The sequence below is a fragment of the Paenibacillus pabuli NBRC 13638 genome (assembly GCF_001514495.1).
GTDB lineage: Bacteria > Bacillota > Bacilli > Paenibacillales > Paenibacillaceae > Paenibacillus > Paenibacillus pabuli.
This window is the reverse complement of sequence record NZ_BCNM01000010.1, coordinates 128,123-152,850: the sequence shown is the minus strand read 5'-3', so window position 1 is coordinate 152,850 and position 24,728 is coordinate 128,123. Positions and strand designations below refer to the sequence as shown.

At 49.0% G+C, this 24,728-nt stretch carries 20 protein-coding genes; 7 read left to right on the top strand and 13 right to left on the bottom strand.

The features are described from left to right. Window positions 1–28: 28 nt before the first annotated feature. Both PPA03S_RS15110 and PPA03S_RS33685 read right to left on the bottom strand, forming a co-directional pair. Complete coding sequence (locus PPA03S_RS15110; RefSeq protein ID WP_062324135.1) at window positions 29–5,326, bottom strand: WIAG-tail domain; 5,298 nt, start codon at window positions 5,324–5,326, stop codon at window positions 29–31. Then, window positions 5,323–5,511: a hypothetical protein gene (locus PPA03S_RS33685; RefSeq protein ID WP_157284173.1), complete on the bottom strand. Its 189-nt coding sequence runs from the start codon at window positions 5,509–5,511 to the stop codon at window positions 5,323–5,325. The genes PPA03S_RS15110 and PPA03S_RS33685 overlap by 4 nt, the downstream gene beginning before the upstream one ends. A 209-nt stretch (window positions 5,512–5,720) precedes the next feature. Between PPA03S_RS33685 and PPA03S_RS15105 the strand changes: the two genes are divergently transcribed. Then, window positions 5,721–6,851: a YheC/YheD family endospore coat-associated protein gene (locus PPA03S_RS15105; RefSeq protein WP_062324134.1), complete on the top strand. Its 1,131-nt coding sequence runs from the start codon at window positions 5,721–5,723 to the stop codon at window positions 6,849–6,851. An 85-nt stretch (window positions 6,852–6,936) separates the two neighbouring features. Further along, window positions 6,937–7,737, top strand: a complete 801-nt coding sequence (gene asd / locus PPA03S_RS15100; protein WP_062324133.1) for an archaetidylserine decarboxylase — start codon at window positions 6,937–6,939, stop codon at window positions 7,735–7,737. Window positions 7,738–8,246: 509 nt separating this feature from the next. Here the strand turns inward: asd and PPA03S_RS15095 are convergent. Together PPA03S_RS15095 and pdxR are read right to left on the bottom strand one after the other, a co-directional pair. Then, window positions 8,247–9,032 carry a helix-turn-helix domain-containing protein gene (locus tag PPA03S_RS15095; RefSeq protein ID WP_062324132.1) on the bottom strand — a complete coding sequence of 262 codons (786 nt, stop codon included), beginning with the start codon at window positions 9,030–9,032 and terminating at the stop codon, window positions 8,247–8,249. 208 nt (window positions 9,033–9,240) lie between these two features. Then, window positions 9,241–10,698: a MocR-like pyridoxine biosynthesis transcription factor PdxR gene (gene pdxR / locus PPA03S_RS15090; protein WP_062324131.1), complete on the bottom strand. Its 1,458-nt coding sequence runs from the start codon at window positions 10,696–10,698 to the stop codon at window positions 9,241–9,243. Window positions 10,699–10,889: 191 nt separating this feature from the next. Between pdxR and PPA03S_RS15085 the strand changes: the two genes are divergently transcribed. From PPA03S_RS15085 to PPA03S_RS33360, 3 genes are all read left to right on the top strand, one after another. Further along, the gene (locus PPA03S_RS15085; RefSeq protein WP_062324130.1) at window positions 10,890–11,507 is read left to right on the top strand and encodes a pyridoxamine 5'-phosphate oxidase family protein; all 618 of its coding nucleotides are present in this window, start codon (window positions 10,890–10,892) and stop codon (window positions 11,505–11,507) included. A gap of 177 nt (window positions 11,508–11,684) precedes the next feature. Further along, window positions 11,685–12,983 carry an aminotransferase class I/II-fold pyridoxal phosphate-dependent enzyme gene (locus tag PPA03S_RS15080; RefSeq protein WP_062324129.1) on the top strand — a complete coding sequence of 433 codons (1,299 nt, stop codon included), beginning with the start codon at window positions 11,685–11,687 and terminating at the stop codon, window positions 12,981–12,983. Between the two features lie 284 nt (window positions 12,984–13,267). Beyond that, window positions 13,268–13,408, top strand: a complete 141-nt coding sequence (locus tag PPA03S_RS33360; RefSeq protein WP_167666044.1) for a hypothetical protein — start codon at window positions 13,268–13,270, stop codon at window positions 13,406–13,408. A 163-nt stretch (window positions 13,409–13,571) separates the two neighbouring features. Here PPA03S_RS33360 and PPA03S_RS15075 read toward each other — a convergent pair whose 3' ends face one another. From PPA03S_RS15075 to PPA03S_RS15055, 5 genes are all read right to left on the bottom strand, one after another. Continuing rightward, entirely contained in the window at window positions 13,572–14,789 is a 1,218-nt protein-coding gene (locus PPA03S_RS15075; RefSeq protein ID WP_062324128.1) for an ABC transporter permease, read from the bottom strand. A 2-nt stretch (window positions 14,790–14,791) separates the two neighbouring features. Next, the gene (locus PPA03S_RS15070) at window positions 14,792–15,544 is read right to left on the bottom strand and encodes an ABC transporter ATP-binding protein (protein WP_062324127.1); all 753 of its coding nucleotides are present in this window, start codon (window positions 15,542–15,544) and stop codon (window positions 14,792–14,794) included. A gap of 27 nt (window positions 15,545–15,571) precedes the next feature. Next, the gene (locus PPA03S_RS15065) at window positions 15,572–16,945 is read right to left on the bottom strand and encodes a DEAD/DEAH box helicase (protein WP_062324126.1); all 1,374 of its coding nucleotides are present in this window, start codon (window positions 16,943–16,945) and stop codon (window positions 15,572–15,574) included. Between the two features lie 210 nt (window positions 16,946–17,155). After that, the gene (locus PPA03S_RS15060; RefSeq protein WP_062324125.1) at window positions 17,156–17,929 is read right to left on the bottom strand and encodes an SDR family NAD(P)-dependent oxidoreductase; all 774 of its coding nucleotides are present in this window, start codon (window positions 17,927–17,929) and stop codon (window positions 17,156–17,158) included. 56 nt (window positions 17,930–17,985) lie between these two features. Beyond that, a complete protein-coding gene (locus PPA03S_RS15055; protein ID WP_062324124.1) occupies window positions 17,986–18,444 on the bottom strand; it encodes a chemotaxis protein CheX in 459 nt (152 codons plus the stop codon). Between the two features lie 453 nt (window positions 18,445–18,897). Here PPA03S_RS15055 and PPA03S_RS15050 point away from each other — a divergent pair, with 453 nt between their 5' ends. Together PPA03S_RS15050 and PPA03S_RS15045 are read left to right on the top strand one after the other, a co-directional pair. Next, window positions 18,898–19,800, top strand: a complete 903-nt coding sequence (locus tag PPA03S_RS15050; RefSeq protein ID WP_062324123.1) for a LysR family transcriptional regulator — start codon at window positions 18,898–18,900, stop codon at window positions 19,798–19,800. A gap of 32 nt (window positions 19,801–19,832) precedes the next feature. Next, entirely contained in the window at window positions 19,833–20,642 is an 810-nt protein-coding gene (locus PPA03S_RS15045) for a histidinol-phosphatase (RefSeq protein WP_062324122.1), read from the top strand. Window positions 20,643–21,040: 398 nt separating this feature from the next. Here PPA03S_RS15045 and PPA03S_RS15035 read toward each other — a convergent pair whose 3' ends face one another. The 4 genes from PPA03S_RS15035 to sdhB form a co-directional block, all read right to left on the bottom strand. Further along, on the bottom strand, window positions 21,041–21,673 hold the full coding sequence (locus PPA03S_RS15035; protein WP_062324120.1) for a GNAT family N-acetyltransferase: 633 nt from the start codon (window positions 21,671–21,673) through the stop codon (window positions 21,041–21,043). A 181-nt stretch (window positions 21,674–21,854) separates the two neighbouring features. Beyond that, window positions 21,855–22,589 carry a metallophosphoesterase family protein gene (locus tag PPA03S_RS15030; protein ID WP_062324119.1) on the bottom strand — a complete coding sequence of 245 codons (735 nt, stop codon included), beginning with the start codon at window positions 22,587–22,589 and terminating at the stop codon, window positions 21,855–21,857. Between the two features lie 39 nt (window positions 22,590–22,628). Further along, the gene (locus PPA03S_RS15025) at window positions 22,629–23,570 is read right to left on the bottom strand and encodes a metallophosphoesterase (RefSeq protein ID WP_062324118.1); all 942 of its coding nucleotides are present in this window, start codon (window positions 23,568–23,570) and stop codon (window positions 22,629–22,631) included. A 179-nt stretch (window positions 23,571–23,749) separates the two neighbouring features. Beyond that, window positions 23,750–24,514 carry a succinate dehydrogenase iron-sulfur subunit gene (gene sdhB / locus PPA03S_RS15020; RefSeq protein WP_062324117.1) on the bottom strand — a complete coding sequence of 255 codons (765 nt, stop codon included), beginning with the start codon at window positions 24,512–24,514 and terminating at the stop codon, window positions 23,750–23,752. Between the last annotated feature and the right edge of the window lie 214 nt (window positions 24,515–24,728).

Genomic DNA, 24,728 nt, shown 5'->3' with positions numbered 1-24,728 from the left:
ATTTACAGTACATACGATTTCGTATGAATTATTTGGAAGGCCCTGCGGCAATCCATGACAATAATCCGTACGTGTGTGTGCATCCTGTTACGCGTGACACTTCCAGTACCGCTTCGTCTTCACTCTGGGAGAGAAGTGACACCTGAAATCCCCGATCATTACACATGGCTACAATCACATAATGCTCCGATATAAATGACTCCTCAAAGGCTACAGTCACTTCCACACACGCTTCATTCTCTGGCAGTACAAATGCCTCCATGCCGAACTGCTGTACAACAGGCTGACGACTCACACTGCGCACAGGCTGGAATGCCAGATGTTTGGGCTGAACCGACCCGGGTTGCAGCTGACTACTGCCCACTGCATCATCACACAGATGTTCCTGCGTAATCGATTGTTCACTCAACATTAACTCCGTCGTTCCACCGATCTCCTGTGACAGTCCAAGCTGTGGTTGCTGAGCCTGAACGGTCTCTTCTGTCGTCAATGAAGCAGCTGCCAATGATTCTTCTAGCTGGTCCGTCTGGGATGCCAGCTCTTGTTGTTCCCCCAACTGCTGATTCGATGTCTGGTGAATTTGTGTTTCTTCCAGATCGGCACCCGGCAGTGCCTCGACCATTGCCTGCTGTGATGGCTGTACTGCCTCGCTCTCTGCCAAAAGCGATGCCTCTTGTCTTTTGATCGCTGCCAGCTGCTCCAGCGTTTCTCCACTGAACTGGCGAATTGCATTCCATATCTCTTCGCTCAAATGCGCCGGACCTACTATTCCCGCATTCAAGTGATTGGATGTAATACTTTGTTCACTCAGTTTGCTGCCATCAATGGCGCGGTCAGCAAGATGCGCGGATGTTACCACACCGTCGGCCAATTTGCTGCCGTTAACGCTGCCGTCGGCCAATTTAGCACTCGTTACGGACCCATTTTGCAGATGGACCCCGCTAATTACTTCCTCTTCCAGATGGGTTGTGCGAATACTGCGTTCTTGAATATGATCAGCAAGGATCGTTCCATCCTGAATATGCCGAGATTGCACACTTTTGTCTGCCAAGTGGACAGCCGAAACCGCACCCTCAAGCAGCTTGCTGCCGTTTACACTGCCGTCAGCCAGTTTGGCACTTGTTATGGAACCATTGTGCAGGTGAATCGCACTTACCGATTCCGCTTTGAGGTGGGAGATCCCAATGCTGCGTTCTTGTATATGGTCGGCATGAATCGCTCTCTCTTGGATATGACGGGACTGCACACTTCCATTGGCAATATGGACCTCCGACACCGCATCTTCTAGCAATTTGCTGCCGCTCACACTGCCATCGGCCAGTTTGGCACTCGTTACGGACTCATTTTGCAGATGAACCGCACATATTGCTTCCTCTTCCAGATGGGACGTGCCTATGCTGTGCTCCTGAATATGGTCAGCAAGGATCGCTCCTTCCTGGATATGGCGGGACTGCACACTTTCCGATGCGATATGAATCCCCGATACCGCATCTTCTAGCAATTTGTTGCTGTTTATGCTGCCATCAGCCAGTTTGGCACTCGTTACGGACCCATTTTGCAGATGAACTGCACTTACTGCTTCCTCTTCAAGATGGGATGTACCTATGCTGCGCTCCTGAATATGCCCAGCATGAATGGCCTCTGCCTGAATATGCCCGGATTGCACACTTTCCGATGCGATATGAATCCCCGATACCGTGCCTTCGAGTAACTTGCTGCCGTTTATACTGCCGTCCGCCAGTTTGGCACTCGTAACCGATCCATTTTGCAAATGGATTGCACTTACCGACTCCTCTTCCAAATGGACTGTGCCTATGCTGCGCTCTTGAATATGATCTGCAAAGATTGCTCCCTCCTGAATATGACGGGATTGCACACTTTCGTCTGCAATGTGAATATCCGATACAGCCGCTTCAAGCAATTTGCTGCCGCTCACGCTGCCATCGGCCAGTTTGGTACTCGTTACAGACCCATTTTGCAGATGAATCGTACTAATTGCGTCCTCTACCAGATGAAACGTACCAATACTGTGCTCCTGAATATGGCCAGCCAGGATCGCTCCTTCCTGGATATGCCCGGATTGCACACTTTCCGATGCGATATGAATCCCTGATACCGCACCTTCCAGCAATTTGCTGCCGTTTATGCTGCCATCAGCCAGCTTGGCACTTGTTACAGACCCATTTTGCAAATGAACTGCACTTACTGCTTCCTCTTCCAGATGGAATGTACCTATGCTGCGCTCCTGAATATGCCCAGCATGAATGGCCTCTGCCTGAATATGCCCGGATTGCACACTTTCCGATGCGATATGAATCCCGGATATCGTACCTTCGAGTAACTTGCTGCCGTTTATACTGCCGTCCGCCAGTTTTGCACTCGTAACCGATCCATTTTGCAAATGGATTGTACTGACTGACTCCTCTTCCAAATGGACTGTGCCTATGCTGCGCTCTTGAATATGATCTGCACAGATTGCTCCCTCTTGAATATGACGGGTTTGCACACTTTCGTCTGCAATGTGGGTAGACGTTACTGCCCCGGCTGCTAATTTGCTGCCATCAACACTCCCACTCGCCAGTTTGGAGCGGGTTACAGATTCATCCTGTAATATAATTGTACTTACCGCTTCTTCTTCCAGATGAGACGTTCCGATGCTGCGTTCATGGATATGATGGGGAAGAATCTCACCATCTTGAATATGACGGGAATGTACAGCTCCTTGCTGCAAATGAACTGCACTTGTCGACTCTGCCTGGAGATGCAAACCACTGATCAACCCTGGCTGAAGATGAGCCGCTGTAATGGATAAAGGTGCCAAATGGTCTGTTTCGACAGATCCAGGTGCCAAGTGATGGGATGTGACCACCTGTTCAGCAATATGCTCCTCACGAATGCTGTCTGCCTTCAGATGCTGTGTGTTCACCACATGAGCTCCCAGATGTTCAGACTTGATGCTTCCTTCAGCCAGATGGACTGATTGTACAACAGATGGCTTTAAGTGCTCACTACCTACAGCCTCCTGTTGTAATACTGTCCCGGATACCGATTCTGCTGTCAGATGGTCTACAGTTACAGACCCATGCCGCAGTTTGTTGCCCGTTATACTCCCATCCGCGAATAATTCCGGTGAACGTACTTCCTCCGACAAATGTTCCAGTGAAACGGCATGCTGCTTCAGGTGATAACCACGAATGGTTCCTGCTGGAATATGTTTGGCGTTGATGCTTTCTGACATAATCTTGGAAGAAGTCACACTGCCGTCTGCCAGCTTAGCTGACGTGACAGCAGAATCCGCCAGTTTATCCGTGGCCACACTCTCTGGTGAGAGCTTGGGGGAGGTAATCGCATGATCTGTGAGATGAGGCGGGAAAATGGAACCGCCAGCCAGCTGGGCTGAAGTCACACTGCCAGGAGCCAATTTGTCTGTTGTCACAGCTGCCCGTGCAATAGCGTCCGTTTCAACACTGCCCGGCTGAAGATGAGGTATACCTACAGCATGTTCTGTCAAGTGCTCCGATTTCACGGCATAAGGTCTTAGTGCCTCGGAACCCACGCTGCCTGGAGCCAGATGTGTTCCTGTAACTCCCCCGTTCGCCAGATGCGAGGATACGACACTCCCCGGGGCAAGCGCTCTGCTGCTAACTGAAGCCGTTCCAAGTTTTTCTGCTGTTACACTTCCCTCTGCGAGCTTGTCGTCTGTCACTGCAGCATCCTGCAATTCATACGTCCCCACAGCTGACTCAGCCAGGTGCCGCTCAGTCACAACCCCATCTGCAAGAGCGTCTCCGGATACACTTCCGGCAGACAGATGAGTTGCCTCGATGCTTCCACTTGCAATGTGAATGGAGTGAATGGCGGAATTGTCCACATGTACCGGCGTGATTCCACGATTCGCAATGTGCTCCGCACGAATGGAGCCTTTAGCAAGATGTTTCCCCTGTACAGCTTCATCCGCAATTTTGGAAGAAATGACGCTCTGATCAGAAATTTTGGAGGCCGTAATCGACTGTTCCAGCAATTTTGCTGTGCCAACAGACTGGTCGGCCAGTTTGCTGCTGGTTACGGCACCGTCAGTCAAATGCTCACTGCCCACTTCTCCACTGCCAATATGCTCCTTGCCAACTGCATAAGCACGAATCTGGCTTGAACCGATTGAACCGTCCAGCAGATGTCTTCCGCTTAGCGAACCCTCAGCTAAATGTCTTGTTTGTATGGAACCATCCTCAATCTGGTCACTTCCAATACTGCCAACAGATAGTTGCGAACGACCAACAGCCCCTTCTGCCAGATGTGTCTGTTTAACAGCACCCGCCTGAATATGGCGAGACTCAATGGACTGTTCTTCGATTTTGCTGCCTGTGACAGCACCTTCGCGGATTTTGGATGTAGTCACCGCATCATCAGCCAGTTTGGAGGTATGCACAGCTCCTCCCGTGAGATGCCTTGTGTCCACACCGCTAATCGCGATCTTGTCTCCGGTTACGGCATGATTCTTGATTAATTCCTCCGTAACCAGCATGCGGCTGAGATGTCTTGTGCCGATGGAACCGTCGGCAATTTTGGCTGAATCGATGACCTGGTTGCCAAGCTTTTGCGAAGTGATGCTTCCATCTCTGATTTTCTCACCGGCAATTGAAGCATTTCGTATTTTTTGACCGGACACGGAGCCGTCAATCAGATGCTCCTCGGATACAGAGGCTTCCGCAAGTTTCGCTGAAACAATAGCCCCGTCTGCAATGTGAATGCTGGTCACCGCATAATCCTGCAATGCTTCACTGCCGACCGCATCCGGTTTCAGCTTGGAGGCATCCACAGAGAAAGGAGCCAATTTGCTCTCCGTAACAGCAAATTCACTTAAGTCATCCGTGTAGATAAAGTGCCCGGTATGACCCGGCATCTGATTCTGATTCAGGATCTTCAGCCGATCCTGAGCTGCTGTTTCCGGCTTGTTGATGTCCTGCTCTTCTTCCAGAACAAGCGGAACCACGCTGCTGACCTGAATCTGCTTCTCCGGGCTATCTTGCGTCTCATCTTTCTTGCTATCAGGCTCTACGGGTTCCGACTTGACGGTTTTGGCTACGATCACCAGGTCTTCCAGCTCATTTGTTGAAGCCGGCAGCTCCGTTGATTCGAATAAGAATTCTTCTGATGCCTGAACGGCCCTCGAATCCCGTTTATTTGCATTCAAGCGTTCTTCCCGATTCGAAGTGAAACCTGAGTTCATTGTGTCTGACCGTCGATCGGTCAGATCCAGTTCCTTATATTTGGGACTCACATGCCGCAGCTTCGGCGTAGGAACCTTCTTATTGCCTTTTTTACTCATGCAGCTAGCTCCTTCCTCTGACGTTCGTCTCCGGCATCATATGCTCCGATCTGGGCATCTGCCACTGCAATTCCTGACTTTTGCTGAACTACAGCACTTGGATGTACAAGGTACAACATGTGCATTGACGAACCGTAAGGGTGAAATAGGCTGTACACGTCCGGAGATGTAAGGCGGCTGTCCACGCCTCTGTCTCGGAAATGTCATACGATATGATATAAGCATTTTGCATAGATCCATATGATGCCAAAGAGCTGGTACGAGAAATTGTCGGTGCATATCGATGCATCATGATTCCGGTCTGAGTTATCGTGATGTCCAATCATGCGGTGACAGACCGGCATTCCATGAATGGACGATCCTTGGTCGCGATAACATTGAAGGAGGAACGGTCATGCTACAAGAAACGATCGGCATTATGTTCGATTCACGCATGTACCGGGGGATACCGGCCGGAAGGACCGGTCAGGAATCACTCGCGAATTACGAACAGGCTGCAGCCAGTTATGGATTAACCCCTTGTTTTTTGCGACTGGAAGATATAGATTCGGACACGAAGGCCTGTATTGCTTATATTAAAAAAGAGGGCATATACGTTCGGCAAAAAATGCCACTGCCTTCCGTCATTCATAACCGGGCTCTCCAGCTTCGCCGGACGGAACAGCACAAGGTGACCAAACTTCTTTTGCAGGGTATACAGGTATATAATGTACGCAATCGATATCGTAAGGACCATATTCATGAGATGCTTCATCAGGACTTCAGTTTGAGGCAGTATCTCCCCCATGCGGTCAAAGCCACTCCAGAAGACTTGGTATACATGATGGAACATTATGATGACTTGATTATTAAACCGTGCAGTGGAAGTATCGGACATGGTATTATGCGGATATTTAAGAGGGACGGCCAATGGAAGCTGACCTGTGAGACGAGAGCTTCCCGTAGAGGATGGGCTACTTTTCGACTCACCAAAGGACAACTGCCTTCCGCCACCCTGCGACGTATTTTCCGGCATGCCTATCTCATTGAAGAACGCATTCCACTGGTACGTTATGAGGGAAGGCCGGTCGATCTGCGGGTGTCGGTGCAGCGTGGAAGGGACGGTTTGTGGGGGGTCACGGGTATGTTCGCCAAGGCTGCGCCCGCACATACCTTTGTCACCAATATTGCCCAGGGTGGCAAAGTCATGACGCTGGCTGAAGCACTTGGTACGGTGGAATCTGACATTCATTTACTTGAACTGGCTACCAGAATCAGATCTGTCGCACTCAAGATCGCACAAACGCTGGCTTCAAGCCTGCCACATCTTGCGGACCTTGGTCTTGATCTGGGGATAACCGGGAACGGGGAAATTTATTTTATCGAATGCAACGGAAGGGATCAGCGCTACGGATTTCGCAAGGCTGGAATGAACGAACATTGGAAAGTCAGCTACCAGCGACCCATGGCTTACGGACGGCTGCTGCTGGAGCAGAATTCGCTCATACCGCGACAACCGCAGACTTACCATCGGGGCCCGTATTGATTTCGCGAGCATTCTGTGTCAATATTATGCAGAACGGTCGGTCCTGCCGGCCTTGAAGTTCGCACTAACCCTAAGGGGGATATTCATGGCAAAAACGCTGTTGCGGTTAATGACCGAGCTTTCTTCTCGCAAATGGATCTCCCGGACCGTGGGAGCCTTCTCCAAGAGCCGGGGAAGCAAGGCATTTATCCCTTATTTTGTCCGGACCTACAACATCCCTGTTCAGGAAGCTGAGAAAGACTGGAAGGAATATCGTTCATTGAATGATTTCTTTACCCGTAAATTAAAACCGGGCATGCGCCCGTTTGAACTTTCAGAACATGCACTGATCAGTCCGGTAGATGCCAAAATCACGGCATCCGGTCCGGTATCTGCTGGAACGCTCCTGAATGTTAAGGGACAAAATTATACACTTGCTGAATTGTTAAACCACTCACCACATCTGGAGAAGTATAAGCACGGCTATGCCTTCGTTCTGTATCTTAGCCCTCGCGACTATCACCGTATTCATGCACCTGTCAGCGGTCGCAGAATTGAGAGCGAGCATATCAAGGGCAAGGTATATCCCGTAAATGATTTTGGGCTGACTCATATGAGATCGGTACTGAGTCGAAACGAACGGCTCATTACGTATATTGGTCATGATTTTGGAGAAGTCGCTGTCGTGAAGGTAGGCGCAATGAATGTGAGCAGCATACAGTATGCCAACCCAGACTCAAGTTCCTGGGCACAGGGCGATGATTTGGCTTATTTCGAATTCGGCTCTACTGTCGTACTGTTAACGCAGAGCGGCACATTTGAACCGAAACCAGACTTGCAGCCAGGGGACTTCGTCAAAATGGGCGAACTGCTCGGGCGGTTAAAACCGTTAAACGGAACAAAGTGACGGTCTGGAGAAACAACAAAAGAAGAAATACGTCAACCGGGTAGATGATTCCTGAATAACAGGAGTCATCTTTTTTAATTTCCAAGTATATGGGAACGTTATTGGGGTACTTCTGTCCATGTAAAAAGGTACTCTCAGCCTCAACACCTTCTTAGGAAAGAGTGTTCAGGCTATGAGTACCTTTGCCAAGCGATGATCCGCTTATACTATAAGAGTCAAGATCAAGCCATTTTACAATTCATGTATACGTGCAATACGAAGCTAAGCTCCGTCCTATTGGTTGTATGACCATTTCTCAAAACCATACGTCCTGCTGCAACGCCTCCGCCGGTTTGAAGCGACGCAGGCGGTTCCGGAAAAGATTAAATCCCTTTGTAGAGCAGCCCCGGTTGCGGACCCGACGTTTCCCGTTCATCACAAGTTCCCCCTTTCGATCATCTGGAATGCTACATACTTACCCCTGCGTTCCCGGATTGAAACGTTGTGCTATTTACCCGGCAGCAGGGGTCCTACCGAATTTCGGATGGACTTTTGCCGGTGTACTGCTTGAACTGACGACTGAAGAAAAAGATATCCCGATACCCGAGGGCATCCGCCACTTCGGTTACGTTCATGCCAGTATGCACCAGCAGATGTTCGGCACGCTCGATACGCATGCGGATAATATAGGATTGCACGGACGAACCTATCAATTCCTTGAACTTGATGGAGAAGTATCGGGGCGATAGTCCAGCCCTTGCAGCGAGGTCTTCCACCCGATGTGTTATCCCTGGATGCTGGCGTACATAGTTCGCAACTTCCTGGATGACATCGGACAACTGGTTGCTCACCTTTTTCTCCACAGGTGCTTCAGTATCTGCACGCAGCAAATGAATCATCAACTGCTTCAGAATCAACCGACTTTCCTCGCTTCTTCCATATACATCAGATAGGAACAGTCTTACATACCGCGCCAGCAAATGTTCAAATTCTACCGTTTCCTGCACCTCCCGATATGACTGGGGCACATCGAGAACAGGTACATCTACATCAAAATGAATATATGTCAGTACCAGCGGCTTCTGCCTGTTATGTGTTGCACTTGTATGGTCTCCTGGCCGGAACAGGAAACAGCTGCCTTTGCCAACTTCATACGGCTGGTCGTTCAGCACAACGGTACCCTCACCGCTCCATACATAAAATAGGTCATAGTTTTGCATCGGTTTTTCCCGCTTCTGCCACTTCCATCCCGGTTCGCAGACAATTTTGGCGACAGCGGGCAAAATAACAAAAGATGACGGCGATGCCTGCAGCATGTCGCCACTCCCCCTTGAAAGTTAATCTATCCGTATATTGCATCATCCGATTCAGACCGCTTCCGGGTACAAAATATGGACAGAAAGAAGCATTCTGATCCATACTTTTGCTGATTGAAAAGCGCCCTTTGGCTTTATGCAACATACTACTTTATATATTTTCTACTTCTAGCGAAGCGAAAGGTCTTATCCCATTATACAGCGGAATTCACTGAAACGAAAATGTGCACTTCTCCCAAGCTAGCCGCATTCTCCGGATTCCCTCTTGAATCTCTTCTTTCTCCAGATGTGCGAAGCCAAAACAGACAGCCGGGTGACCCGGTGTCAGCTGATATCGCACCGCATCACGGAATACTACCCGTTCATCCCGAGCCAGCATCTTGAACCGCTGATAGCTGGCGCTATCTCCCTTCCACGTGGCATAAATATGCAAACCTGCATCTCCCGGCTGCATAATGAAGGGTTCGGGTAATTCTCGCTCCATCTCGCTGACAAAAAACGCATGCCGCTCTCCATAAAGCCGGGTCAATCGTCTTAAATGGCGTAAATATCCGCCTCTGGTCATAAATTTTGCAAGTGCACGCTGCTCCAGAATTGCAGAGGGCACCGGTTCATACAGCGTTTTTGCAGCAAGCAGCGGCTTCACCAGACTTGGTGGTAGAACCGCATATCCAAGCCGGAAGGACGAAATCATCGTTTGTGAGAATGATCCAACATAGATTACCCGTTGTTCACGATCAAGCACTTTGAGCGGTTCGATCGGCCTGCCACCCCACCGAAACTCACTGTCATAATCATCTTCAATAATGACAGCATTACGCTCCGAGGCCCATGCAAGTATGGCTCTGCGTCTGTCCAGCCCAAGGACCGCTCCTGTTGGAAATTGCCGGGTTGGTGTTACAAATAACGTCTGTGCTTCCCATGGTTGCGGAATAATGCCTCTTGCATCAATTTTAGCTGGAATAATCTCTCCACCACAGGATTTCACCGCTTGTGCAATGCCCTGATATCCTGGATTTTCCAACACCACTGCAGCCCCTTCCGCGACAAGCAATTGAGCCAGCAAGGTAATCCCTTGCATGGAGCCACTGAACAATACGATCTGTGAAGCATCCGCCTGGATGCCGCGTGTCCACCTCAGATGTGAAGCAATGGCCTCCCTCAGTTCCGGATCACCTGCTGTACCACTTTGTTCACGCCGATCACTCCGATGAACAGCGGCCAGGGCGCTCTTCCATTCCGCTTGCGGGAAATGAGCGGCAGGCATGCGATGCACATGGAAATTGATAAGGGATGAGTCACGCTCAATGACAGATCTTGTATCTCTTTGAATCTGTGTATTCAGCGTGCTCACCCGTTCTCCCCATGGAGAAAGTTGAATCACCGCCTCCTGTCCCGCCTGTTCTTGTTCCGTTAACGTATCTGTAACAAATGTCCCTTTTCCCCGAAATGCCTGCACATACCCATCGGCAAGCAGCATGTCATACACCTGGGCAACAGAGCCCCGCGACATGTCATATTGACGCGCCAGCTCTCGGGTAGAGGGCAGCCTTGTGCCTCCAACCAGCGTCCCGGCATGAATCGCATCACGCAGAGCATGGTACAACGCTTCGTATTTGTATCGATGCTGTAACTCGTATGAGTTCAGGGGCAGCCACAATTCCATCTTGCACCTCTTCTCTATTGGTCATGATCTTGCAGCTTCATCAGCATTCATGAATTTAGTGTATTATATAATTCCAAATTGGCCTATTAAATTGAATGTAAATTGGATCTTTTTAGTTGTCAATGCAGGTTTTATTGTTATGTCTAAGGTCAAACGATTTAATTCATATATCAATCAAGGGGGAACACTAGATGAGAAGAAAAGAATTTACTGTAGATGAAGAACAGGAAATTACAGCCTTTCTGGACCAATGCTCCTTTGGCTTTCTGGGAACGGTTAGTCCGGAAGGGCAGCCGCGGGTAACACCGCTGAACTTCGTATATATGGACGGTTGCTTTTATTTCCATGGGAGTCTGGCTGGAGAGAAGATGAAACAGATCAAACATGACTCCTCCGTCAGCTTTACAGTAGCAGAAGAGTTCTCTCTGATTCCATCCTACTTCAGCGATCCCGAATTGGCTTGTCCTGCAACCTCGTTCTTCAAAAGTGTGATGGCATTCGGTCAGGCAGAGCCTGTACAGGATCTGGACATCAAAGGCAAGGTGCTGCAACGTTTCATGGAGAAACTTCAACCGCAGGGCGGATATACTCCCATTGATGCTGCCGATCCACGGTACAAGGGTCAGCTTAAAGCCGTCGCTGTCGTCCGTATTGTTCCTGAACGGATGAGTGCCAAATTCAAATTTGGACAAAACCTCTCCACCGAACGCTTCGATCATATTAGTGGCGAACTGGAACAGCGTAACGAAGGGCGAGATGCGGAAACTGCCGAAATGATGCGGAAATACTGTCCTTTTCATCAGAAATAGCCTTCATTTCCAACGATAAATCGATGGGGGAAGGTGACATGATCCTTACTTATAACATCTCGCAACAACGCGGTGAAGTGGTATAACTGTCATTGTGCGTAATTTCCGTGACGGGGGGATGGCAAGGTGTTATAATGTTAGGCAGTTGAATCCCAAAGACTTGGAAGGATGAAAAGAATGAATCCACTGGCTGAACAGTTGAACGAAAGTATTCAGGCAGGCAGCAGTCACGTCTACTCGATGCTGTCGCAGCTCGGCAAAGAAATCTATTTTCCAAAAGAAGGTATCTTGAGTCAGTCTGCTGAAGCAGCAAGTCTGGCCAAAACCTATAATGCTACGATTGGTATCGCCCTGGAGGGCGGTGTGCCGATGCATCTAGCTGTTATTCAGGATAAGCTGTCCGCATACCAACCGAAGGATCTGTACCCTTACGCGCCGCCTGCAGGGAAGCCTGAGCTGCGAACCGTCTGGAGAGACAAGATGCTCAAGGAGACTCCTTCGCTCGAAGGCAAAACGTTTGGTAACCCAATTGTGACCAATGCATTAACCCATGGACTGAGTATCGTAGCCGACCTGTTCGCCGACGAAGGGGACGCTGTTATATATCCGGATAAAAACTGGGAAAATTACGAGCTGACCTTCGGAATTCGACGTCATGGCCAGTTGGTTCATTATCCCTTGTTTGATGATCAATTGAACTTCAACAGTACAGGCCTGCTCGAAGCATTGCTTGCGCAAAAAGACAAAGGCAAAGCCATCGTACTGCTGAACTTCCCGAATAACCCGACAGGCTACACGCCTGGGGCCCAAGAAGCGGACGCGATCGTAGACACGATTCGTCAAGCAGCCGAAGCTGGGGTGAACGTGGTTGCCGTGACCGACGATGCCTACTTTGGTCTGTTCTTCGAAGATTCCATCCACGAATCCCTGTTTGGCAAACTGGCGAATCTTCACCCGCGGGTATTGACTGTCAAAGTAGACGGAGCAACAAAGGAAGAATTCGTATGGGGCTTCCGTGTTGGTTTCATCACGTATGCCCATGAAGATGCTGCAGTCCTGCATGCGCTGGAACAGAAAACTCTCGGCATTATCCGGGCAACCATTTCCAGCGGTCCACATCCATCTCAAACTTTTGTACTGGATGCGCTCAAAGCACCTGAGTTCGAAGCTCAAAAACAGGAGAAGTTTGAAATCATGAAAGGCCGCGCCAATAAGGTAAAAGCCATTCTCGATAGCGGCAAATACGGAGAGGTATGGGACTACTATCCGTTCAACTCCGGGTACTTCATGTGTCTGAAGCTCAAAGATGTTGGTGCTGAGGCACTCCGTACCCATCTGTTGCAGAAATACGGTGTCGGCACGATTGCCCTGGGTGAGGCCGATCTGCGAATTGCCTTCTCCTGTATAGAAGAATCCGGACTGGAAGATCTGTTCGATACAATCTATCGTGGAGTTTTGGATCTACAGACAACGTAATTCATATGCAGCAATGCTTATCCAAATATATATGTCAGGAGCGGACTTGCGTCCGCTGCCGACAAACATTAATCCCCTCTTGTATCCTGATGAATGCCTCTGGATACGGAGGGGGTTTTGTTTTGTGTTTTATCCTGAAACGTATTGCCGTCTTGCCCAGGCAAATGCCCAAAACAATGATTTTCGAGCTGTACCGGGCAACGGCCCAATCAGCCTATCCCCAAGGCACATAATATACGATGTACGCAAGGGCGTGCCTAACACGACTTGAAAGGGGAATGACCATGTCTGGAGTTGTTGAAGAAACAAGAGGCGGTTATGGATGCGGCGGTTACGGTTACGGTTACGGAGGATTCACAAATACAGGTGCCATTCTCGTTCTGTTTATCTTGCTCGTCATTATCACTAAATCGTTCCTCTGTTAGTCCATACGTCCTCACAAGGAGTCGGAACAAGGTAAGCTGAATGTAGCACAAAAAAGGGTAATCCGGGATACAGCCCGGATTACCCTTTTTTTTGTGATCTCGTCTAAAGACTCAATGAACAACTTTACCCAGCAACGTGTTTGCTGACCAAACGTCCAGCCGTTTACTCATCCTCTTCTTCCTTCAACCACTTGTTGCCTTGAGAACGCCGCATTAGGTAGATGACCAACACACCAAGGACCAGTGCTGCTGCGGTCATGCCTATTCCACTCCATCCCGCAGCCAGCATCGGCAGCCACATAAGCAAGGCAGCCAGTGCATGCAGATTGGAGATAAATCCAAGCACCTGCGAACGACGGCTCTCTCCCGAGATGGGATAGATCATGATCCAGAAGGATTCGCTATGACTACGCCGCAATGCGCCCAATTGTACACCGATAAGCAGCAGGAAGAACAGATATACACCAATACCGAAATAGCTGCCTGCTGTCCACCAGGACAGCAGCATACCCAGCACAATCAAGCGTACAACAATAGAGAACACTTCAGTTCGAATAAACGTTTTGGTGATAAGATAACGGTAGGCTTTCCCTGCATTCCATGCCAGACCACTCCCCCACTTGCTGAGCCAGCGGCGGGAACTTACTTTCTGTCCGGATGAAGGCACATCCACAAACCATCCCAGTGTCCTCATCACTCGGCCAGCCTGACCCTGTTCCACCTGAATGAGACGTTCCCATGCAACCCGATGCTTCAGGGGTATACGCAGAGCAACGAAATACACGACCGCCACTAGCAGCAGGAACCAGACGCTCCGCTGGGGAGGTTGCCATAACCACGCAGCCATTGCCAAGAAGGCCAGCGCCCAACGCAGCAAACGATACCCTCTAGCAGCACTGATTTGCACCATGCGCAATTCTTGCCAGGCTCCATAGCTGGACAACCCTTTCCACAAAAGCAGAACGAGGATAAACCAGCCAAACGGCCTTGCATCCTGATCCGCGCGAACATAGAGTGGCCACAATGTAACAAATACGAGCAGCATGCCCAGTGTTTTATAGATCATCCCCCGGGCGAAGCTGTTCTTCAGATATTCCTGCATTCTATATTCCTGAGGCCGTAAAAATACGATGTCTGCCGAATGCAGATATGTACGATAACTGCTAAACAGCACTAGTGGTGCCAAGAGCAGCAACGTAATCCAGCGAATCGGAAATCCCGTCGGAATGGTCTGGACAAACGATGTATACCAGGCGGAGAACGCAATGACAAGAAATAAAAAGACCATAGCTACACCGCTCTGGATCACATACCCCAGATAAGGAAGAATTCCGTTCCAGAATCCTGTGCGTCTTTGCTTCCATAGCTGCTTCAGATCCATGCTTAATCCCTGCCTTGTACAAGGGAATAGAACATGTGCTCCAGCGTGGCATCCGATTCCCCGAATTGGGAGCGTAATTCATTCAGCGTCCCTTGAGCAATAACCTGCCCACGGTGCAGAACGATAAAACGGTCACAGTAGTTTTCAATCGTGGACAGAATATGTGAACTCAGCAGGATGGATGACCCCGAAGCTTTCATCTCCAGCATAAAATCAAGCAAGGAGCGAATACCCAATGGGTCCAGCCCCAGAAAAGGCTCGTCGATGATGTATAGTGGCGGTCCGGCCACAAAAGCACACATGATCATGACCTTCTGTCTCATCCCCTTGGACAGGTGCGTCGACAGACTTGTACTTTTCTCATTCATGCGGAACAATGCCAGCAATTTCTCCGTCCGTTGTTTGAAATCAGCCTCCGAGACATTATACGCTCTTGCCGTAAACTCCAGATGCTCCATCACCGTCATCTCGTCATACAACTCGGGAGATTCCGGTACAAAAGCCATGGCGGATTGGTATACCTGCGGATCTTCATCCCGTTTCTTGCCCATAACCCGCACTTCCCCCTGCTGAGGGGTCATCAAACCTAAGATGTGCTTCATCGTGGTACTTTTGCCTGCACCGTTTAATCCGATCAGTCCGACCATCTCTCCGCGTCCAACTTCCAGATTGATGCCGTGGAGGACCGGCCGCTTGGCACTGTATCCCCCGCTTAGCCCGTTGATTTGCAATACGGGTGGTTGAACGTTATCCATCTACCCCTGCACCTCTTTCGTCAGGTATTATTCTTCGGAGCGCGGCTCTTTGCCTTTACTCCATTTGGGTGCTCCTTTGTTTTTACGATCCTGATCGCGCTCCGTACGGCCTGTATTGCCAGTTGGTTTGCTACCTGCTGGACTCGAATTGGAGATTGTAGCTCTGGTTCCCCCACTACGATTGCCCTGACCTGGTTTGCGATCTCTGGACTGTCCTGGTTTCCTGGAGAACGAATGTCCCTCAGGCCGCGTGTCCGGACGCGGGTCAGCCTCCAGTACTTTACCGCCAAAGAGTACACGTTCTTGCAATTCAATACCGAGTTCGCGTGCGAATTTACGCATAATAAAGATCTGTGTTTCATCCACAATGGACAAAACGATACCCGAGCGTCCCATCCGGCCTGTACGGCCTGCACGGTGAACATAGTGCTCCGAGTCAAAGGCAGGGTCATAGTTAATAACCATTGGCAAGCCTTCGATATCCAGTCCTCTGGCAGCGACTTCGCTGGCGATCAGCAACTGAAGTTTACCATTACGGAAGGCAGACAACACGTTGCTGCGGGTCACTTTGTCAGCATCCCCGTACAGTGCAGCAGCCGACAAGCCCAGATGATTCATTTTCGCTTCCACTTCACCAATATCCTCGGTTGCATTCACAAATACGATTGCCCGATCCGGGTTATATTGTCTAACCAGACGACGCAGCATGTCAATTTTGTTGCGGTTCTCTTCTACAAAATAAAAATGCTCAAGGCCCGCAGCCGTAGCGCGGTCCGGTTCAATCCCGATCTGCACAGGCTCCTTCATCTCACGCTTCGCGAGTCCAGCCGTATGCTCATCAATGGTTGCTGAGAGGAAAATCAGCTGACGGTCCCGCAATGCGCTCTTGAGTACAAAGTTCACATCACTTACGCCGCCAAGCTGGAATACCTGATCCGCTTCATCAATGACAATGGTGGAAACGTTATGCATTTTCAGTTTTTTGAGTGTAATCAATTCTTTCAGTCGTCCCGGTGTACCCACAACTAATTGCGGATGCTCACGCAACTTCTCAATCTGACGTTTAGCCGCTGCGCCACCAATCAGACCCAATACGCCGATTTTACGTTCTTCCGCATAACGCTGCGCTTCACGTACAATTTGCATCGCTAGCTCTTGCGTAGGTGCTATGATGAGCTTCTGCGTCCCTTTCACATCACTCTTGATCGATTGCAGCAGTGGCAGCAGATAGGCAAGCGTCTTGCCTGTTCCCGTCTGAGATTTCGAAACCACGTCGCGGCCTTCCAAAATAACCGGGATCGTTTGTGCCTGAACTGGTGAAGGTTCGTTAATGCCATGTCTGGCGAGTACAGCCTCAAGATCCTGTTCTACGCCAATTGAAGCAAATGTTTGATTCGTCATGTATGTCCATCCTTTAAATTTATTCATTTCGATGTTAGCCCTGCTTGTACTAATAAAACCGAAGCCTGTCATCACATTACCTTTCATTATATGCGAAAAAAGCCTGTGGACCAAATCTTATTCAGGAAACGTCTTTTCGCATGCAAAAAAAAGAAAAGCCCCTGTGCGGAGCCTTTCTTTCATCCGGTATATGATGCCCATGGTTGCAACTTACTTCTGATTCATTACCCCGTGCGACAACCTGTCAGCGAGACGTGGAAATAGTTGATACAGCCACACTCCAGCTGAAGCCAGTTTGGGCAGATTCACTTCTTCCTTGCGCTTCTTCATCGCTCGGATCATATGCCCCGCCACTTCTTCCGGCTTCAGCATCATCCAGCGAACATTATTCACATAGTTGCCGGAGGGATCCGCCCGATGAAAAAACGGCGTATCGATGGGTCCGGGGTTAATGGTCGTTACCGTGACTCCGGTCTTCCGCAGCTCCTGGCGCAGGGCATTGCTGAAACCTAGGACGGCATGTTTGGTCGCCGTATATGAGGCGGATTTGGCAGTTCCGATTTTGCCAGCCATGGAAGCCACGTTAACGATTTGTCCCCTGCCCCGTTCCAACATCTGAGGCAACACAGCCTTGGTGCAGCGAACAATACCCATGTAGTTGACGTCCATCATCTCATCAAATTCTTGCACGGACATGTCCGTCATGGCTGCAAATTTGCCGTAGCCTGCATTATTCAGCAGAATATCGATTCGTCCGTACTTTTGCAACATCGCATGAATGGCTGCCTGAACCTGCTCGTCATTTGTGACATCCAACGTAAGCAGTTCATGTTGCCCTTTCAGCGAGGCACCTATCTCTTCTAGCTTGTCCCTCGAGCGGGCAGCGAGAATCGGAATGGCTCCTTCTTCGATCAACAACTGCGCACAGAGCGCACCAATGCCGCTCGACGCACCTGTGATAAAAACAACCTGATCTTTCAGCATACCCGATGTCCTCCCGTATTGAACACATACTGCCTCTTGAGGCGCATGGTTCTATTCTACGAGATCATCACCTGAATATCCATCTCACCGATGCCATCCATCAGCAAGGGAATGCTTAATGCTTTCGTTGCACTAAATGAACTCAGATATTCAGAATTCATCACTTGCGGAGGTGTGATATCTACAACAACACCCTGATTGGACAAAATGGTACTTGCATTACCGCTAATCATGTTACCGAGTTCTGAAATAGCACTTTTACTCATCTCATCCATTTCTGTAATGACAAAACCGCCCATCATGGCAGAAACAATTTTCAATGCAACCGACTCTTGTATGCCAAACACGATATTTCCGCTCAGTTGTCCGGTCATTCCGATCACGATCCAGACATGGTCTGCAATGTACTCTACATTTTTCACGCCAAGACTCCCGGTGGAAGGCGAAATCTGGATGAGCTGTTCGAATACGTTCCGTGCGGATTCCAGGAAAGGATTAATCACTTCCGCTTTCACTGTCTAATGTCCCCCTTACACTGGGTTATTGGTCACACACCAAAAGTCCCATATTCAATAAATTTATTATACTTTATCACGTACAAGAATTCATCAAGAATTCAGCAAGATAGGTGTACTATAATTTATCGACATCCATGGAGTAAATGTTTATAGCTGATTCTATCGAAAAAACGACGCTTTTCGCATCTGCTGCATGAAGGATTTCCATCGTGATGCATGGTGAAAGGCAATTAGGACTTTTTTACTGTTTTCTCGCATATATTATTTTTTTTAATTTCTTGAAATTAAATATTAATTTCTCGGTCTAATGGACCTCCCCAACTCCCCAATGTGCCATTCATTGCCCTGTTGGTCTGAATCACCTATAATTTAAGGAACAAGAACAATGACCAGTTACGGGATTTCATACTTTGACTGATAGAAGATATTTTACCCGCAAGGAGGCCATACATGAATATCAGCCAATTGGAGACGCTGATTACGATCTCAAAAACGATGAGTTTCCGCAAAGCGGGAGAACTTCTGAACCTGACCCAGCCTGCTGTCTCAGCCCAGATCAAAAGTCTGGAGGATGAATTCAGCACCGTGCTGGTAGATCGCAACCAGCCCGTCACTCTCACCGATCGTGGACAGGTGTTTCTGGAACATGCGGAACGCATGCTGGACATCGTAAGTGAACTGAAACAAAAGCTTCTGGATCTCGATGAGACCCCTCAAGGGCATATCAGACTCGGTACAACCACATCCATTGCCATTCAGATTCTGCCACGGGTCTTGTCCTACTTCCAGGATCAATTCCCTCAGATCAAGACCAGTATCCAATCTCTGCCCTCTTCACAGATCTATACCCAGGTCGAGAATGGTCTGGTCGACATTGGAATCGGTTATCTTACGGAGCGCAATCCAAACCTGAATACATCCGTGTTGTACTATGATACGTTCGAACTTGTGGTATCTCCTTCCCATCCACTGGCGAAGCAAAAGCACGCTGCGGTGGATGTGCTCCGCAGCACCCCTCTGATTTTGCTCTCCCCGGATACGGTGGGACGGCGCTTTACAGAAGGTATTTTCAAGAAACATGACATCGAACCTAATATCGTCATGGAGTTGTCAAGCAGTGAGGAAGTCAAACGGATGGTGGAGATCAATCTCGGAGCGGCCGTCATATCCAAACAATCCGTTGCGCATGAGTTACGGCAAGGCACACTTCGCATGATTCCACTCAGTGAACTTGAAGTCAGTCACCCTGTCGGGGTCATCTACAAATCAAGTCGATATCTCAACTCAGCCATGCAGCAGTTCCTGAGCGATCTCAAAGGCATGCCGGAGACGCAGTTCATCAGTTCAGAATGATAAATGAGCGATAAGAAAGGAAGGATATCCATATGAAATTCGATCTTCACACACATCATTTCCGCTGCGGTCATGCAGACGGCAACATTCGGGACTATATCGAAGCAGGAATTGAAGCAGGACTCCAGGCCATCGGTATCTCGGATCATACCCCTTACTTTGGCCGTGAGGAAGAGCAGGCTTTTCCTCGAATTGCGATGGGCAAGTCGGAGTTGCAGCACTACGTGGAAGAAGTATTGGATTTGAAGGAACAATATGCGGGTAAAATTGACGTGCTGCTTGGCATCGAATCTGATTATTTCCCTGTCCATGCCGAGTTGTATCGCAGTACACTGGGGCAGTATCCTTTTGACTATATTATTGGTTCAGTTCATCATACGGAAGATGTTAGCATATTCAATAAATCCCGTTGGAATGGATTAAGCGATGCACGTAAAGTTGAAGTGAAAGAGAGTTACTATGCGTTGATCCGACAATCAGCTCAAAGCGGCATGTTCCAGATCCTCGGACATATCGATGCGATGAAAGGAAACTATCCCCCCTTCTCCGAGATTATCGCGGATCAAGCCATTGATGAAACGTTGCAGGTCATTGCAAAATCGAACGTGGCTATTGAGATTAACACCTCGGGAAAAACCAAGCTTAGTGGTGGCTGGTACCCGTCAGATGCCATTCTGGAGCGTGCACATCATTACGGAGTGAAGGTGACCTTCGGATCGGATGCACACAAACCGCAGCGGGTTGCTGATGAGCTGGATGACGTTCGTACACGTCTGCAAGAGATCGGGTTTACGGAATGGGTGTACTTTAAACAGAAACAAATGCAGATTGTTCCGTTTTAAACATAGAACATCACAATAGCCCTCATGGCGTAAAAAAACGCTGTGGGGGTTTTGGTTTGTATCCTAATAAAAAAAGATATTATATAAGTTCATTTCATTTCAAAAAGGATCCAATAAAATCTGGGGATAACAGCGATCGGAAAGTAGTTCTGTCATCGGAGTGTTGGCATAGAAATTCCATAGTTAAACTTATAGACAAAAAATATAGACAAAAAAATGAACCCGCTAAGCGCGGGTCCCAACAGCATAATCTATTTATCAAAAAGGGGGTCATGAGATAAGTTTACCCGCTGTCTGTTAGAGTTCAATTGCAGCAATATTTCAATTGTGTAACAAATGATTGAAGTTCGTTTCAAACCTCTACAGTTTCATGTTATTCAGCATCCTCTATTTCTATGTTACTCGTGCTTGTCGGATACCAATGTTGGAATACGCTTCTCCTGAGGTGAGCCGATATACTGTTCACGGTGCAGACTATACACCTTAACATCCAGCAGGGTATCCGACGTCTCGCCATCCTCATGGTTCATAACAAATGAGGGCAGGGTTCGTTCATGGCACATGCCGCATTTGATAAGTACCCGTTCGGAGGACACGTTCGCATCGTAACAGCGCGCTTCCATTTTCCGCAGATTGAGCTCGGTAAAACCAAAACCAATCAATCGATGTACCGCTTCAGTTGCGACGCCCTTGCCCCAACAAGATCTGTCCAGAATGTAGCCAATCTGTGCTGTTCCATTCTGATCGTTCCAATGTTGGAAAGAAGTAATCCCCATAATTTGTTCGCTGCCTTTCCAACATATGCCGTAATGCAATGAATCCAGTTTGGCACTGCTGCTGCGAATCTGGTTCAATAGCCGCCGAGCACGGATAGGCGTTGGCTGGCTTCCCCTGTTTACATAACGGATGACCTCCGGATCTGAAAATAGTTCCGATAACGTGCTGTAATCACTCTCACGTAATGATCGAAGAACAAGGCGCTCTGTCGATAAAGCAGGCAGTCCTTGGCCCAGCATTTTTCGGGTCAGCATGACAATCTCTCCTTTTGCTTAACGGGTTCTAGTCCGGTAAGACAAGCATGCTCTAAGGATGATCCGGCGTAAATAGAATACATGGATAGATACTGAAACATCGATTATACTTGGCAATACCTCGATCTGCTGCTTGAACAGTAGTATGCCAATTCATTACAGAGGTTTATTCCTGAATGAACTATTCTGTCTGCAAGCCGCGATAGACGCCTGTACGAAGTTCACGGATATAGAAATCAAGTGAAGGCACTTGAGCCTGCTGTGCAGCCTGTACTTCCCGTTCAATATCATAAGGTACTCTTACAAACTGAAGATTAAATGGAGTATTCCGGTCAGTGCTGTTTTCCCCTTCAAGAATACAATACGAAGCCTGGGTAAAATCGAGCGGGTTACCCACACTACCTGCATTGAACAACATTTTTCCATTCATGAATTGCAGGAATGCATTATGCACATCCCCATATCCCACAACATCCGCTCCACCAAGCTTCGGTTCACCAGCAGGAGGATCGAACATCGCTAACCTCTTCTCGATCTCATCCCACGGTTGTACGCGGTGATATACACTTTGGGGGGATGCATGCACCAGGCGGATAGTACGACCGCTCAACTCCAACTGGTGGCTAAATGGCAGGTTTGACAAATACGCCACTCGTTCCATCCCCAGCTTTTTGGCTTGCCAAGTAAAATTCTCGTTGTCGAGGTTCGCTGCAACCAGTTCATCCCAGTTTCCCCGGATAACCTGCTCGCATGTCGTTCTGACTGAATCAACAACCTGTACAGGGTCAGGCCCTTTACCAACGAGGTCGCCAAGACAAAAGATTCGCTGTAAGCCGCGACTCCGAATATCGTTCAATACCGCTTCCCAAGCAGTCATGTTGCCATGAATATCGGATACAATCGCAATTCGTTCCATCTGGCCAACCTCCCTTTATACTGTATATTCTTTATGTTGTTAACCCTTTAGTTCAAAAACAGTCAATTCTGGCCTGCACAGAAAGCGAATAGGCAGTTGGGTCATGCCAAAGCCACGGTTCACATAGACTGGCATATGCCTTTCGGTAGTATAATATAACCCCTGAATATACTTATGTGATCCTCGCGGAGTGGTCAGTGCCCCGATCCAGGGGAAACGCACCTGTCCGCCATGGCTATGACCAGAAAGCTGCAACCCAAAACCGAATGGAGCCGCAATGTCGGCATAATCCGGTTCATGCATGAGCAGCAATTTCCAGACCGAATCATCCAGTCCCTTCATTGCCTCAAGAGGATTTGGCCAACCCGTAAGCGCGTCATCGAGCCCCACTATAGCCATACTTGAATTCCCTTGTCTGATCAGAGCATGGCTATTTCGAAGCAACGTAAATCCAGCCTCGTGGAACATGGCTTCGACTTCATTCTGCTGCCTTCCCCGATAATCATGATTCCCCAATACGGCATATTTGCCATACTTCGCTTGCATGGAGGCCAATACAGGGATACATTCTCTCATCGGTTCCGCTTCCCGCTCTACCATATCTCCGGTAAAACAGATCAGATCCGGTTGCTGTTCTCGTATCGTTTCCGCCAGCTTCTCCATCTGTTCCACACCCGTATGAAATCCAAGATGCGCATCACTGAACTGAACCACACGCAGCCCTTCAAATGCTTTGGGGAACCCTGGCAGTTTCAATTCAACCTGCTTGATCTCCAGATGACGAGGCTCCCACAGCCAGGCGTAACCTCCCGTGAGCAAACTGGCACTTGCCGTCATTAAGACCATGCGTATCAGAAAACTGCGCCGGGAGGGATCATGATCCTTTTCCTCTCCAGGAAAAATGGGCTTCCCTGGGTCAGACCCATGGTCTGACCGCCGGGGCGGCGGGATCTTGCTGCCCTCACGCGTTGTTTCTCCCATGCGTCTCCCTCCTTCTTCCGCTCCAAATCCATCCCCTTAGTATACCATATTCTGCATGACTAGCCCGGTTCCTCTGACCATGTAGAAAAAGAAGCCGGGATCTTAGGCTGCATACTGCCCGGGATCACGACTTCTTCTAAAGTTTGCAGACTCGAAGCTCTGCATGTTATACAACCAGATTACACGCCCAACCAGCGTTTGAACATATGCTTGGTCGTTTGTTTGTTCATCTCGGCAATGGAGGTGGTGAGTGGAATGCCTTTTGGACAGGAGCGCACGCAGTTCTGCGAGTTACCACAGCCCTCGATACCTCCGTCTTCCATCAGTGCTTCCAAACGATCATCGGCGTTCATCTCCCCTGTTGGGTGAGCATTGAACAGGCGCACCTGCGAAAGAGCAGCCGGACCGATAAAGTCTGTTTTCTCATTAACGTTCGGGCAAGCTTCGAGACATACACCGCATGTCATACATTTGGACAGCTCGTAAGCCCACTGACGTTTCTTCTCAGGCATCCGCGGACCTGGACCAAGGTCATAGGTACCATCAATCGGAATCCACGCTTTAACCCGTTTCAGGGCGTTAAACATCCGGGTACGGTCGATAACGAGGTCACGAACCACCGGGAATGTTTTCATCGGTTCAATGCGAACCGGCTGTTCGAGCTTGTCGATCAGGGCTGCACACGCTTGACGAGGCTTACCGTTGATGACCATGGAGCATGCTCCACAGACTTCTTCGAGACAGTTCGATTCCCAGCAAACCGGGGCAATGGACTTGCCCTCCGTATTGACCGGGTTCCGCTGGATCTCCATCAGGGCGCTAATAACGTTCATGCCGGGACGGTACGGGAGCTCAAACTCTTCGTTGTACGAAGATGACTCCGGGCTGTCCTGACGGGTGATAATAAACTTGACGGTTTTTTTGGCTGTAGCTGTGTCCGTCATATCGTAGTCCCCTCCTTTGGTGACGATGATTGATTGCTGATGCGTAAATTGACGTTTTGAACACGGCAGGCGCTCCGTCAACGGAATGTCCTTTCGACCGCTGTTGCTCCCCCATTTTTAGTGAATGAAACTCTATTGAATAAAATGGGGTATCAAAGGCGGGCGCTTCGCTTCTTCAGGACATTTCCGTCTTCTCCGCTACGTCGTTCTTATA